The sequence below is a fragment of the Catellatospora sp. IY07-71 genome, from assembly GCF_018326265.1.
Classification (GTDB): Bacteria; Actinomycetota; Actinomycetes; order Mycobacteriales; family Micromonosporaceae; genus Catellatospora.
In genome coordinates this window covers 7,830,392-7,843,415 of sequence record NZ_AP023360.1, presented here as the reverse complement: position 1 = coordinate 7,843,415, position 13,024 = coordinate 7,830,392, and the positions used below count along the sequence as shown (strand labels likewise).

Annotated in this window: 10 protein-coding genes and 1 pseudogene; 5 read left to right on the top strand and 6 right to left on the bottom strand. The window is 72.8% G+C overall.

The window, feature by feature from the left end; genetic code table 11:
• The first annotated feature begins 1 nt into the window (after nucleotide 1).
• Nucleotides 2-1,233, top strand: a pseudogene (locus CS0771_RS35135) (class I SAM-dependent methyltransferase).
• On the opposite strand, the gene CS0771_RS35130 reads toward CS0771_RS35135, so the two are convergent.
• From CS0771_RS35130 to CS0771_RS35120, 3 genes are all read right to left on the bottom strand, one after another.
• Nucleotides 1,223-1,789: an ATP-binding protein gene (locus CS0771_RS35130; RefSeq protein WP_212845009.1), complete on the bottom strand. Its 567-nt coding sequence runs from the start codon at nucleotides 1,787-1,789 to the stop codon at nucleotides 1,223-1,225. The pseudogene CS0771_RS35135 and the gene CS0771_RS35130 sit on opposite strands and share 11 nt — an antisense overlap.
• 117 nt (nucleotides 1,790-1,906) lie before the next feature.
• Complete coding sequence (locus CS0771_RS35125) at nucleotides 1,907-3,025, bottom strand: amidohydrolase family protein (protein ID WP_244871216.1); 1,119 nt, start codon at nucleotides 3,023-3,025, stop codon at nucleotides 1,907-1,909.
• Between the two features lie 46 nt (nucleotides 3,026-3,071).
• Nucleotides 3,072-4,433 (bottom strand): glutamine synthetase family protein, encoded by a 1,362-nt coding sequence (locus CS0771_RS35120; RefSeq protein ID WP_212845008.1) that lies wholly within the window; start codon nucleotides 4,431-4,433, stop codon nucleotides 3,072-3,074.
• A 194-nt stretch (nucleotides 4,434-4,627) separates the two neighbouring features.
• Here CS0771_RS35120 and CS0771_RS35115 point away from each other — a divergent pair, with 194 nt between their 5' ends.
• The 4 genes from CS0771_RS35115 (at nucleotide 4,628) to CS0771_RS35100 (ending at nucleotide 9,876) form a co-directional block, all read left to right on the top strand.
• Complete coding sequence (locus CS0771_RS35115; RefSeq protein WP_212845007.1) at nucleotides 4,628-6,703, top strand: sorbosone dehydrogenase family protein; 2,076 nt, start codon at nucleotides 4,628-4,630, stop codon at nucleotides 6,701-6,703.
• 179 nt (nucleotides 6,704-6,882) lie between these two features.
• Nucleotides 6,883-7,944 (top strand): N-acetylmuramoyl-L-alanine amidase, encoded by a 1,062-nt coding sequence (locus CS0771_RS35110; protein ID WP_212845006.1) that lies wholly within the window; start codon nucleotides 6,883-6,885, stop codon nucleotides 7,942-7,944.
• A gap of 214 nt (nucleotides 7,945-8,158) precedes the next feature.
• Nucleotides 8,159-9,160 carry a dienelactone hydrolase family protein gene (locus CS0771_RS35105; protein ID WP_244871215.1) on the top strand — a complete coding sequence of 334 codons (1,002 nt, stop codon included), beginning with the start codon at nucleotides 8,159-8,161 and terminating at the stop codon, nucleotides 9,158-9,160.
• Nucleotides 9,157-9,876 carry a 4'-phosphopantetheinyl transferase superfamily protein gene (locus tag CS0771_RS35100; RefSeq protein ID WP_212845005.1) on the top strand — a complete coding sequence of 240 codons (720 nt, stop codon included), beginning with the start codon at nucleotides 9,157-9,159 and terminating at the stop codon, nucleotides 9,874-9,876. Before CS0771_RS35105 ends, CS0771_RS35100 begins: the two co-directional genes overlap by 4 nt.
• 4 nt (nucleotides 9,877-9,880) lie before the next feature.
• On the opposite strand, the gene CS0771_RS35095 is transcribed toward CS0771_RS35100, so the two are convergent.
• The 3 genes from CS0771_RS35095 to CS0771_RS35085 all read right to left on the bottom strand — a co-directional run bounded on the left by CS0771_RS35095 (nucleotide 9,881) and on the right by CS0771_RS35085 (nucleotide 12,885).
• Nucleotides 9,881-11,332, bottom strand: a complete 1,452-nt coding sequence (locus CS0771_RS35095; protein WP_212845004.1) for an SDR family oxidoreductase — start codon at nucleotides 11,330-11,332, stop codon at nucleotides 9,881-9,883.
• Nucleotides 11,333-11,455: 123 nt separating this feature from the next.
• Nucleotides 11,456-11,680, bottom strand: a complete 225-nt coding sequence (locus tag CS0771_RS35090; RefSeq protein WP_212845003.1) for a ferredoxin — start codon at nucleotides 11,678-11,680, stop codon at nucleotides 11,456-11,458.
• Nucleotides 11,677-12,885, bottom strand: coding sequence for a cytochrome P450 (locus CS0771_RS35085; RefSeq protein ID WP_212845002.1), 1,209 nt, complete (start codon nucleotides 12,883-12,885; stop codon nucleotides 11,677-11,679). The genes CS0771_RS35090 and CS0771_RS35085 overlap by 4 nt, the downstream gene beginning before the upstream one ends.
• Nucleotides 12,886-13,024 lie beyond the last annotated feature (139 nt).

The window sequence follows — 13,024 nt, the reverse complement described above, 5'->3', positions numbered from 1 at the left end:
CATGGCAGTGGCGAAGGTGATCGAGGGGCTCATCGCGGGCCCGGTGCCGGTGCGGTTCACCGCGTTCGACGGGAGCAGCGCGGGCCCGCCCGACGCGGACATCACCATCGAGATCCGCAGCCCGCGGGCGCTGAACTACCTGGCGACCGCCAACGGCGGGCTGGGCCTGGCGCGGGCGTACGTCTCCGGCGACATCGAGGTGATCGGTGACCTGTACACGGCGCTGGCCGGGCTGGAGCGGCTGGAGCTGGACACGTCCTGGTCCAGCCGGCTGCGCACGCTGCGCCAGCTCGGCGGGCTGAAGCTGCTCAACCCGCCGCCCCGGCCGCCGATGGAGGTGCGCCTGCGCGGGCCGATGCACTCCAAGGCCCGCGACCGGGCCGCGATCGCGCACCACTACGACGTGTCCAACCGCTTCTACGAGTGGCTGCTCGGCCCGTCCATGGCGTACACCTGCGCGGTCTATCCCGACGCGGCGGCGACCCTGGAGCAGGCCCAGTTCGCCAAGCACGACCTGGTCGCCCGCAAGCTCGGCCTGGAGCCGGGCATGCGGCTGCTCGACGTGGGTTGCGGCTGGGGCGGCATGGTCATGCACGCCGCGCGGGAGTACGGCGTGAGCGCGCTCGGGGTGACCCTGTCGCGCAGGCAGGCCGAGTGGGCCGCCAAGGCGATCGCCGAGGCCGGCCTGTCCGACCTGGCCGAGGTGCGTTTCATGGACTACCGGGACGTGCCCGTGCAGCACTTCGACGCGATCAGCTCGATCGGCCTGACCGAGCACATCGGCCGCGCCCAGCTGCCCGGCTACTTCCGCTCCCTGCTGGTGCGGCTGCGCCCGGGCGGGCGGCTGCTCAACCACTGCATCACCCGGCCCAGCAACCGGGAGGCGGCCGCGAATCCGCGCATGTTCATCAACCGGTACGTGTTCCCCGACGGGGAGCTGCACGGCGTGGGGCACCTCATCTCGGCCATGCACGACCACGGCTTCGAGGTGCGCCACGAGGAGAACCTGCGCGAGCACTACGCCCGCACCCTGGCCGCCTGGTCGGCGAACCTGGAGGAGCACTGGGACGAGTCGGTGGCCGAGGTGGGCCGGGCCGGGCCCGGGTGTGGCGGCTCTACCTGGCCGCGTCCCGGCTCGGCTTCGACCGCAACGTGGTGCAGCTGCACCAGGTCCTCGGCGTACGCCTGGACGCCCGGGGCCACGGCGGCATGCCCCTGCGCCCTACCTGGTAGGCGCGCCGTCCAGGCGCAGCTTGGCGGTGACGGTGGTGCCGAGCGGGCTGGAGTCGATGGTCAGCCGCTCGGAGAAGCAGCGGGCGATCCACAGCCCGCGCCCGGACTGCTGCTCGGCGGTCGGCGGCTGCCAGCCCGCGGTGTACGGCCGGGCCACCCCGTCGCCGTGGTCGCTGACCTGGCAGAACAGCCAGCCGGGGTACTTCGCGACGCGCATCCGGCCGTCACCGTGCGCGTGCATGACCACGTTCACCACCAGCTCGGTGGCGACCAGCTCCAGCGCGGAGGCCACCGGTTCGGGCATCCGCCAGTGCTCGGCCAGCTCGTCCAGGCGCTGCCGGATGCCGCGCAGGTCGGCCGAGCTGAACGGGCCCTCGACGAGCAGCTGCCGGTAGGGCGTCACCGCGGGCAGCTCGGGCCCGTTGGCGTCGGATTCTCCGGGCTCGGGGCGGCGCAGCGGGGACACGGTGCCCGGGGTGCCCGGCGGGAACACGCTGCGCCGGGCACGCCGGGACGGCCCGGCGGTGCCGAGGCGGATCCTGGCGGCGGGGTTCATGAGCGACCTCGATCGGGGTGGGGTACCGCTGACACCACTCCCATACCCGCGCACCGCCCTTTTGATCGCCTCTCGACGACCGTAGCCGCGACAGCCCGCCGCGACCAGGGGGAAAGATCAGCTCAGGTGGTAGAGCCGGGCCGCGTTGCCCGCGCCGATCCGCGCCGCGGCCCGGTGCGCGTCGGCCGCCGTCACCGCGCCGTCGGCGACCAGCTCACCCAGCACCCGGCCCAGACCGTGCCGGAACTGCGCGGCGCCGATCAGGTACAGCTCCGGCAGGCCGATCGCGTCGGAGGAGTAGAGCAGCTTGCCGAACGGCGCCAGCTCCAGGAACTCGCCGAGCACCGCTGCGGCGCGGCCGCCCAGGTGGGTCACGGTCAGCCCGACGTCGGCGTACACGTGCGGATACACCTGCGCCAGCCAGCCCGCCTGGCGGTGGTACGGGTAGCAGTGCAGCAGCACCAGCGGCACGCCCGCGCCCAGCGTCGCCTCGCAGAACGGCTGCAGCAGCGCCGGGTCGGCGCGGGCCAGCGGCTGGTCCCGGTCGCCCCAGCCGGTGTGCAGCTGGATCGGCAGCCCGGCGTCCACGGCGGTCCACAGCAGGTGGCGCAGCAGCACCGGGTCGCTGAGCCGCCCGCCGTCGCGCAGCCAGCGGGCCGCCGCCGCGGTCACCTCGTGCGGCTGCGGGCGAGCCGGGTCCAGGTGCAGGCCGTGCCGGTACGCGGCGATCGACTTCACCGCGACCGCGCCGGGCAGCGCCTCCCGCAGCGCCGTGGCGAACGCGGGGGCGAACCCGGCCGCGTCGGCGCCCGGCGCGATCTGCTCGGCCAGCAGCTCCAGGCGGATCACCCAGCGCGTCGGCGCCTGCGCGAGCGTGCCGAGCACGGCGTGATCGGCCAGCCCGCCCAGCACCGGCCCGGTGTCCACCAGCAGGGCGGACAGGTTCGCCGCGCGCAGCAGCCGCGCGGCGGCCTCGTCCGCGCCCAGCCGCCGCCTGCGCCGCAGGTATTCGGTGACCGGCGCGTGCGGCGGCAGGTCCAGCACCGGCGCGCACCACCGCCGCAGCGCCCACCCCAGCTGCCCGTCCAGGTACGACACGCCCTCCGGCGCGGGGTCGTCCGCCTCGGTGCACCACAGCTCGAAGGCCGCGTCGTCCAGCGGCGCCGTGGTGATCGCATGGCAGTGCGCATCGACCAGCGGCAGCGCGGACAGCTCCACCAGCCCGCCCGCGCTCACCACCGCGGTCCCGCGCTCTGCGGGGGAGCGGGGTCCGGTGGGGCGGTCAGTAGCGCCATCGGACGGTCTCCACCAGGTGTTCGGGGTCGAGGCGGCCCAGGGTGTCGGCTTCGGTGCGATGGACGGCCGTGAAGGCGTCGAGCAGGCCCTCGCCCAGGGCGGCGCACAGACCCGCGTCGGCGTGCAGGGCATCGGCGGCCAGCGCCGGGGTGTCCGGCAGGCGGGGCGGGCGGCGGTCCTCGGCCAGCGTGAACGGGTCCGCCGTCACCTCGGCGGGCAGGCGCAGCCCGGTGTCGGCCGCGTCGGCGGCCAGCGCGCACACCGCCCCGACCACCAGGTACGGGTTGGCCGAGCCGTCCACGCACTTCACCTCGGCGTTCGCGGTCTGCTCGCGGGCGCCGGCCGCCCCGGTGACGAAGCGCAGCCCGGCCTCCCGGTTCTCGTGCCCCCAGCACTGGTAGGCACCCGCCCAGCGCTGCGGGGCCTGGCGCAGCGCGCTGCCCCAGCTCGGCGCGCCCAGCCCGGCCAGCGCGGGCAGCCGGTCCAGCACCCCGGCCAGCACCGACTCGCCGCGCCGGGTCATGCCGTACGGCCCGTCGCCGCCGGCCAGCAGGTTGGCGCCCCCGGCCCAGGGTGAGAAGTGCAGGTGCATGCCGTTGCCGACGTGCTCGGCGACGGACACCGGCGCGAACGAGGCGCGCAGCCCGTGCGACAGCGCGAGCGCCCGGATCGTCTCCCGCACCAGCACCACCCGGTCGGCGGCGCCCACCGGGTCGGCGGCGGCCGTGGACAGCTCGAACTGGCTGTGGCCGTACTCGGGATGGAACTGCTCCACCGGCACCGCCTGTGCGGCCAGCGCCGCGAGCAGATCCCGGCCGAAGTCCGCGAGCTGGGTCAGCCGGGTCATGCCGTACGCGGGCCCGTCGGCGGCGGGAGAGCCGTCCGGCCTGCCCAGATACCACTCGATCTCGAACGCCATGCGGAAGGTGAGCCCGGCCGCCCGCGCCCGCTCCACCAGCCGCTGCGCGAACAGCCGCTGGTCCGGCGGGTACGGCTCGCCGTCCTGGGTCCACCGGTCCACCGGCGCCCAGGCCCAGCCCGGCGCCGCGGCCAGCACGGTGAGCGCGCCGAGGTCCGGGTGCAGGCGCAGGTCGCCGACCGGCCCGCCGATCAGGTCCCCGGCGGTGATGGAGTCGTCGACGCAGAACACGTCGTGCACCTTGGACATGCCCACGCCCCAGGCCGCGGCGTGCTCCAGGCGGCCGGTCGGCACCGCCTTCACCCGGGTCACGCCGGTGTTGTCCACCCAGGTCAGCGCCACGCCGTGGACTCCGACGGCGGCGAGTTCGGCGGCGGCGGCGCGCGCGGCGGCGGCCCGCGCGTCCCGATCCAGCACGGGCTCCCACATGCTCGAAATTCTGCCGGTCGGAACGGATGTGTGTCACCAAACCGCCGAAACATGCCTAGAGAGCACTGATACAATATGAATCGGGCAAACGCTACTGAAACACGCGTATGAGCGTGTAAGGCATGAAATCCCCCTACCATGTCGGTACCCTCGCCCGAGTTGCGATGAGGCACGACGATCCGGGGGAAGCCAGCATGACCGCTCGCAAGGTGGCGCTCGCCGGCGAAACGATCCTGGTCGCGATACTGCTCAGCCTCTTCGGCATCGTCTCGGCCTGCCAGCACGTCGGCGGTCCCGTGCTGCCCGCCTCGTCCGCGCCGCTCGGCCCGGTCATCACCGAGCCCGAAGTGGACGGCCAGCTGCTCAGCGGCGCCGACGTGCACATGGAGACCGGCCCCATGCAGGACGTGGACGCCGGCTCCGAGCACGTGTGCACCGACTGGGAGATCTGGACCGTGCAGCCGCGCGAGCGGGTCTGGTTCGAGGGCTGCGCCGGGGGAGTGCTGAAGTCGCACACCCACCTCGGCGACGGCGTGTTCGAGAACAGCTTCGCCCAGCGCCGCGACCTGCCCGGCGACCGGCAGTTCGAGCTGCGGGTGCGGCACAAGGACAGCAGCGGCAACCCGGCCACCGAGTGGAGCCCGTTCACGGCGCGGCCGTTCAAGACGGACAAGGAGCGCAAGCCGCTGCCCGGCGCGCCGCAGTGGGTGGTCGCGCAGGCCGGCTACCGCGTCGAGGAGGTCGCGTCCGGCTTCGAGCTGCCGGTCAACCTCGCCATGGTGCCCTCGCACGCCATCGCCCCGGACAAGCCGATGTTCTACGTCACCGAGCTGTACGGCACGATCAAGGTGGTGCGCGGCGACCTCAAGGTCAGTGTGTACGCCAAGAACCTGCTCAACTGGGACCCGTACGCGAAGTTCCCCGGCACCGGCGAGATCGGGCTGACCGGGATCGTGGTCGAGCCGCAGACCGGCGACGTGTTCGCCAGCATGCTCTACCAGAAGGGCGCCGAGTTCTTCCCCAAGGTCGTGCGCATCCACAGCGAGGACGGCGGCATGACCGGCAAGACCGTCACCACGGTCCTCGACCTCAAGAACGACCCGCAGGTCGCCTCGCACCAGATCTCGAACCTGACCATCGGGCCCGACGGCATGCTCTACGTGCACATGGGCGACGGGTTCGTCCCGGAGTCCGCCCGGGACCTCACCGACAGCCGGGGCAAGGTGCTGCGGGTCAACCTCGACGGCACCGCGCCCGCCGACAACCCGTACTACGACCCGGCCGACAAGAGCGAGACCAAGGACCTGGTCTGGGCGTCAGGCTTCCGCAACCCGTTCGGCGGGGCCTGGCGGGCGGCCGACGGCCAGCACTACTCGGTGGAGAACGGCACGGTCAACAACGACCGGTTCGCCCGGGTGGTCAAGGGCGCCGACTACGGCTGGAACTCCCACACCTCCAGCCTGAAGAAGCGCGCCCTGTACAGCTGGGCTCCGACGCACGCGCCGGTCGGCATCACCTTCGTGCAGAAGGAGGGCAACCAGACCGCGGGGTTCCCGGAGAGCAAGTACGGCAACGCGTTCGTCTCGGAGAGCGGCCCCACCTACGGCACCGGGCCGCAGGTGCGCGGCAAGCGCATCGTCGAGTTCACGTTCAACAAGGACGGCTCGGTCTCCAAGCCCAAGACCCTGGTCGAGTACAACGGGTACGGCAAGACGACCGTCGCCGGGATCGCGGCCGGACCCGACGGCCTCTACTTCTCCGGCCTCTACCCCGACCAGGGGTACAACGCCACCGCGGCGGGCGCCAAGATCTACCGGGTGCGCTACGCGCCCGCACCGCCCGGCAAGACCAAGCCGGTCACCGCGAAGGAGCAGTGCTCCGACGGCGACCTGCAGGTCACCGCCCGCTCGTCGAAGACCGAGGTGAAGCGCGGCACGCCGCTGACGTTCACGCTGGTCGTCAAGAACCTGGCCAAGCACACCTGCAGCCGCGACATCGGCGCCGACGCGCAGGAGCTGTTCCTCATGCACGGCACCGACCAGGTGTGGTCCTCCGACCACTGCGGCGCGCCCAAGGGCAAGCAGGTCACCTCGCTGCAGGCGGGCCGGGAGATGGTGTTCAGCGTGACGTGGAACGGCAAGTCCAGCTCGTCGTGCGACAAGTCCCAGGTCAGAGTCTCCACCGGGCCGGTGCCCGAACCCGGCTCGTACCAGCTCTTCGCCCGTGTCGGGACCGACCGCAGCGCCAAGGTCTCCATCAGGCTCAAGTAGCCGCACGCTTTCCGCCACCGGCCGGTTCCGTCGACTCCGACGGGGCCGGCCGGCGTTCATGCGCGGGGATGGAAGGAATCCTTCGGGACACCTTAATTCTGTTGTAGACATCTTTCATTGATCTATCGAGCATCGTTATAGTCGCGCCGAGCCCGACCCCCCACCCCTGAGAGGTGCTCATGCTCGGCAACCCCTCCGTGCGCCGGCGCACGCTGCTGGCCGGCGCGGCAGGCCTCGCGGCCGCCCCGTTCCTCGCCCGCCCGGCGTTCGCCGCCAACCCCCGCGTCTACCTCGACCCCGGCCACGGCGGCACCGACCCCGGCGCGGTCGCCAACGGCCTGCAGGAGAAGGCGCTGACCCTCGACATCGCGCTGCAGATCCGCAACATCCTGCAGGCGAACTACGCGGTCGACATCCGCATGTCGCGCACCACCGACGCCACCGTCAGCCTGGCCCAGCGCACCGACGACGCCAACGCCTGGGGCGCCGACATCTTCGTCAGCGTGCACATCAACTCCGGCGGCGGCACCGGGTTCGAGAGCTACCGCTACCCGACCACCGACGCGGCCACCCTCGCCCTGCACAACGCGCTGCACCCGCGGGTGCTGGCCGGGATGCGCAGCGTCGGCTCGGTCACCGACCGCGGCCAGAAGACCGCCAACTTCCACGTGCTGCGCGAGAGCGCGATGCCCGCCGTGCTGACCGAGAACCTGTTCATCGACACCGTCGCCGACGCGAACCTGCTCAAGAGCGCCGCGTTCCTCACCGCGACCGCGCAGGGCCACGTCAACGGCATCGCCGGCTACCTCGGCCTGTCCGCGCCGCCGCCCTCGTTCAGCACCATCGTGGACAACCTCACCGCCGGGCGCTTCACCGCCAGCGCGAACTGGGGCACCTCCACCTACTCCGGCCAGCGCTACGGCACCGACTACCGGTACGCCAGCCCGGTGCTGGCCAGCGACGCCGCCTGGTTCAAGGTGAACATCCCGGCGACGGCCAACTACCGCGTCGACGTGTGGCACGCCGCCGACCCCGGCTACAGCGCCTCCGCCCCGCACATCGTGGTCACCTCGGGCGGCAACCAGACCGTCAACGTCGACCAGCGCACCGGCGGCGGCGCCTGGCGCTCGCTGGGCACGTTCAACCTGGCCGCGGGCGACCGCAACCTGGTCGGCGTCAGCCGCTGGACCAGCGCCGCCGGCCTCGTCATCGCCGACGCCGTCCGCATCACCCGCGTCTGACCCACCCACCCCCGCGCCGCCCCGGGCGGCCGCCCCAAGATCCGCCGACTTGCCTGGCACATGGGCGAATGCGCGCCCAAGATACGCCCGGTTGCCAGGCAAGTCGGTCGATCTTGGACGGGGCGGGACGCCGCGCCGCGCGCGGGACGGGGCGGCCGGTGGGGTGGGGTGTGAGGAGAGCCGGCGGGTGGGTGCTCCCGGTAGAGTCGGCGGCGTGTCGGAGCCCCGGGTGCGCCTGCGTCTGCTGGCGGTGTCGCTGCTGCTGAGCGTGACCGCGTGCGCCGCGCCCGTGGCGCCCGGTGCCACCCCACCCACTCCCAGTGCATCGAGCAGCGCCGTTGTCGTGCCGTCGGCGGCCGTGTCGGCTTCGGCAGCGCCGAGTGCAGCCGCGCCGCCCGTGGTGGCGGGGGCGCCCAAGGCGGCGCTGGCGGTGGGCGTACGCACGCTGAAGCTCAGCCGGGGCGCGGACCGCGCGCTGCCGACCACCGTCTGGTATCCGGCCGCCGGAAAGGCGGGCGGCTCGCCGCGCAAGGACGCCGCGGCCGCCGCCGGACGGTTCCCGATCGTGCTGTTCAGCCACGGCCTGCGCGGCCTGCCCGCGTACTACCAGCAGGTCACCACACGGCTGGCGGCGGCGGGCTTCGTGGTGGCCGCACCGGCGTACCCGTTCACGAACCGCGACGCGTCGCCGTTCCAGGGCGCGGACGTGATCAACCAGCCCGCGGACGGGTCGGCGGTGCTCACCGCGCTGCTGAAGCTGAATACGACGGCGGGGGACCGGTTCGCCGGGCGGCTGGACGGGGGCCGGATCGCGGTGGCCGGGCACTCCGCGGGCGGGTTCACCTCGGCGGGCATGCTGGCGAACAAGCGTGACGACCGGGTGCGGGCGGCGGTGGTGATCGCGGGCGGCTCGCTGGGCGGCTTCCGCGGCTCGCGTACGCCGGTGCTGTTCGTGCACGGCGACCGGGACGCGGTGGTCAAGTACGAGACGGGGCGCAGCGCGTACGACGCGACGTCCTGGCCGCGGGCGTTCCTGACCGTGCTCGGCGGCGGGCACAGCGAGTTCCTCGCGCCGGGCGCTCGGGGCTTCGACCCGATGATGAAGACCGTGACCGATTTCCTGCGCTGGACGCTGTACGCGGACGCGGCGGCCAAGGGCCGTCTCGCCAAGGACGGCACCCGCTCGGGCGTGTCGAGATTCGAGGCAAAGCTGTGAGCGACGACCTGCGTCCCGGTGAGTGCCGGGTCTACTGGGCCCGCCCCGCCGACGAGCGGCCCTGGCACCAGCGGCTGCTCAGCGCCGGGGAGCGGGAGCGCCGGGAGTCGCTGCGCCGCGACGAGGACAAGGCCCGGCAGACCGTCGCGGCCGCGCTGCTGCGCGTGGTGGCGGGCCGCCACCTGGGCGAGAAGCCGGCCGCGGTGCGCATCGACCGCTCCTGCACCACGTGCGCCGTCCCGCACGGGCGGCCGACCCTGCCCGCCGGGCTGGAGGTGTCGGTGTCGCACTCGGCGGACCGGATCGCGGTCGCGGTGGGCCTGGCCGGGCCGCTCGGCGTCGACGTGGAGCACTGCCAGGACCAGCGCGACATCCTCGGGGTGGCCCGGCTCGCGCTGTGCGAGGCGGAGATCGCCGCGTCGGCGCCGCTGGACCAGCACGGCTTCTACACGTACTGGACGCGCAAGGAGTCCGTGCTCAAGGCGACCGGCGACGGCCTGCGCACGGCCATGACCAAGATCGAGGTGTCGCTCCCGGCAGAGCTGCCCCGGCTGCACCGCTACGACGGCCGCCCGGAGGTGGTCGCCTCGGCGCGCATGTTCACGCTCGCGCCGGGCGACGGCTATCAGGGCGCGCTGACGGTGCTCGGGCCCGCGCTGGAGATCACCGAACACGACGCGGCCGCGCTGCTCGCCGACGACACCCACGCCGCCTGACGGCTCACCAGGGTGAGGGCTTGTAGTCCTTGAGGAAGCAGCCGTAGAGGTCCTCGCCCAGCTCGCCGCGCACGATCGGGTCGTACACCCGCGCGGCGCCGTCGACCAGATCGAGCGGGGCGTGGAAACCCGCGTCCGCCAGGCGGATCTTGGTGGGGTGCGGGCGCTCGTCGGTGATCCAGCCGGTGTCCACGGCCGTCATCAGGATGCCGTCGGTGAGCATCTCCCCGGCGCTGGTGCGGGTCAGCATGTTCAGCGCGGCCTTGGCCATGTTCGTGTGCGGGTGGCCCGGCCCCTTGTACCGGCGGCTGAACTGCCCCTCCATCGCCGACACGTTCACCACGTACTTGCGGCGCGCCGGTGACGCGGCCATGGCCGCCCGCAGGCGGCTGACCAGCACGAACGGGGCGGTGACGTTGCACAGCTGCACTTCCAGCAGCTCGATCGGGTCGACCTCCTGCACCACCTGCACCCAGCTGTTGGAGGCGTCGAGGTCGGGCACCAGGCCGCCCGCGTCGATCGCGGTGCCGTCGGCGATGCGGGCCAGGCTCGCTCCGCCGGTGCTCAGCGCCAGCGAGGTGACCAGCTCCGGGCTGAGCTGCTGGTGCGGCATGGCCTGGATCGCGGCGGCGGCCGGGCTCGACCCGCTGTAGTGGCCGAAGCTGATCAGCTCGGGCAGCGGCCCGTCCGGCAGCGGCGCCGACTCGGCCGCCACCAGCTGCGCGTACGCCTGCGGCGAGCGGCGCACCGTCTGCGCCGCGTTGTTGATCAGGATGTCCAGCGGGCCCTGCCCGGCGACGGAGTCGGCCAGCGCCACCACCTGCGCCGGGTCACGCAGGTCGATGCCCACGATGGTCAGCCGGTCCAGCCACTCGTGGCTGTCCGGCTGCGCCTTGAACCGGCGCACCGCGTCGCTGGGGAAGCGGGTGGTGATCGTGGTGTGCGCGCCGTCGCGCAGCAGCCGCAGCGCGATGTACATGCCGATCTTGGCGCGGCCGCCGGTGAGCAGCGCGCGGCGGCCGGTCAGGTCGGCGCGGGCGTCGCGGCGGGCGTGGTTCAGCTCCGCGCACTCCGGGCACAGCTGGTGGTAGAACGCGTCGACCTGGGTGTAGCGGACCTTGCAGATGTAGCAGGCGCGCGCCTGGCGCAGGTGCCCGGCGATGTCGCCCTTCGTGGGCGAGGTCAGCCCGAACGCGCCCGCCGTCTCGTCGTCGATGCGGCCCGGCGCGGCCGTCGCCGTCGCCGCGGTCACCGCGTCGTCCGCGGCCAGCACCTCGGCCCGCTTGTCCCGGCGGCGCTGCTGCTTGACGTGCTTGAACATGCGCCCGACGGCCCGGCGCACCGCGATCGCGTCCGGGTGCTCGGTGGGCAGCTTGTCGATCTCCGCCAGCACGTTCAGGCAGTCCTCCAGGCGCGCAGGGTCGATGCCCGTGCCCTCGTGCTCGCTGATCGTCATCCCGGTGCCCGTTCCGTGCTCGCCTGCCAACCTCGCCCGGAAACTGTACGCAGCCGGAAGCACGATGACCGAATCAGCCGCGTCCGCACCCCCGCGCACTGTCGCCCATCTCACCCACCGGGCTCAGCCGGGCGCGACGGTGTCGCCGGTGGCGGCGTCGGTGACGAGGATGGCCTCGACGGGGCAGCAGTCGGCGGCATCGCTGACCGCCTCGTCGGGCTCGACCAGCTCACGCAGCGGGGTGGACTTCTTGTCGACGAGCTGGAAGTGCTCGGGCGCGGTGCCGGCGCACAGGCCGGAGCCGATGCAGCGGTCGCGGTCGACGGAGACCCGCCACTGGCCGCTCACCAGGCCACCGGCAGCTTCTTGAGACCACGCACCAGCATGCCCTTCTTCCACGGCAGCTCCTCCTCGGCGACCGCCAGGTGCAGCTTCGGGAAACGGGTGATCAGCGCGTGCAGCGCGACCTGCAGCTCCAGCCGGGCGAGCTGGGCGCCGACGCAGTGGTGCGGGCCGTGGCCGAAGCCGAGGTGCGGGTTGCTCTCGCGGTGGAAATCCAGCTCGTCGGGGTCGCTGAAGACGCGCTCGTCGCGGTTGGCGGAGGCGAGCGCGCCCAACACCGGCTCCCCGGCCCGCACCAGCACCCCGCCCACCTCGATGTCCTCGGTGGCGTAGCGGGCGAACGCGGCGGCGGTGCCGAGCGGGATGTAGCGCATCAGCTCGTCCACGGCGGCCGGGATGAGCGAGGGGTCGTCGCGCAGCTCGGCGAGCCGGTCGGGGTTGGTGAGCAGCACGTACATGAAGTTGGGTAGTTGGGTCACGGTGGTCTCGTGCCCGGCCGCGAGCAGGCCGGCGGACAGCTGCACCAGCTCCTGCTCGGTGAGCCGGTCCTCGTCCTCGTCCCGGGCCTTGACCATGGCACTGAGCAGGTCGTCGGTCTCCTGGATGCGGCGCTGGGCGATCAGGCCCGCGATGTAGCCGTGCAGGTTGCCGAGGTACTCCATGATCTGCTGCGGGGTCAGCGAGGTGGTCGAGATGATCGCCTCGGACCAGGTCTGGAACTTCGCCCGGTCGGCGAAGGGCACCCCGAGCAGCTCGCAGATGACGGCGACGGGCAGCACGTCGGCGAAGTGCTCGACCAGGTCGGCGGGGGAGCCGTGCCGCTCCATGTCGTCGAGCAGGCCGTTCGCGATCTCCTGGGTGCGCGGGCGCAGCAGCTCGACGCGGCGTGCCGTGAACGCCTTCGCGATGAGCTTGCGCAGCCGGGTGTGCTCGGGCGGGTCCATGGCGAGCATGCCGGAGTCGTTCTGGTGCGGGTGGGTGCGCGGCTCGTCGCGCCCGACGCTCGCCGCCCGGCTGAACCGGGCGTCTCCGAGCACCATCCGCACGTCGTCATACCGCGTCGCCAGCCACGCCTCCTCCCCGAACGGCAGCCGCACCCTGGTCAGCGGCTCGTCGCGGCGCAGCTGCGCATACATCGGATTCAGATTGAGCCGATCCGGATCACCGAACGGGTAGGTCCGCGCCTGCACCACGTCATGCCCGGTCGCCATCGTCGCCCCCTCGAATGCGCACGAATTCAACTACATGGATGCTAGTGTGAACCCGTCACCAAGTCGATGCCCATTCTAGGAAATGTGCGCATATCCGGGGCGCAACACCACCCCGTTGATCATGAACTTAGGGGCGTGT

Coding starts and splice junctions, on each gene's coding strand:
- CS0771_RS35130 (WP_212845009.1), bottom strand. CDS start 1,789: ATGAACCCCGCCGCCAGGATCCGCCTCGGCACCGCCGGGCCGTCCCGG.
- CS0771_RS35120 (WP_212845008.1), bottom strand. CDS start 4,433: ATGTGGGAGCCCGTGCTGGATCGGGACGCGCGGGCCGCCGCCGCGCGC.
- CS0771_RS35115 (WP_212845007.1), top strand. CDS start 4,628: ATGACCGCTCGCAAGGTGGCGCTCGCCGGCGAAACGATCCTGGTCGCG.
- CS0771_RS35110 (WP_212845006.1), top strand. CDS start 6,883: ATGCTCGGCAACCCCTCCGTGCGCCGGCGCACGCTGCTGGCCGGCGCG.
- CS0771_RS35095 (WP_212845004.1), bottom strand. CDS start 11,332: ATGACGATCAGCGAGCACGAGGGCACGGGCATCGACCCTGCGCGCCTG.
- CS0771_RS35085 (WP_212845002.1), bottom strand. CDS start 12,885: ATGGCGACCGGGCATGACGTGGTGCAGGCGCGGACCTACCCGTTCGGT.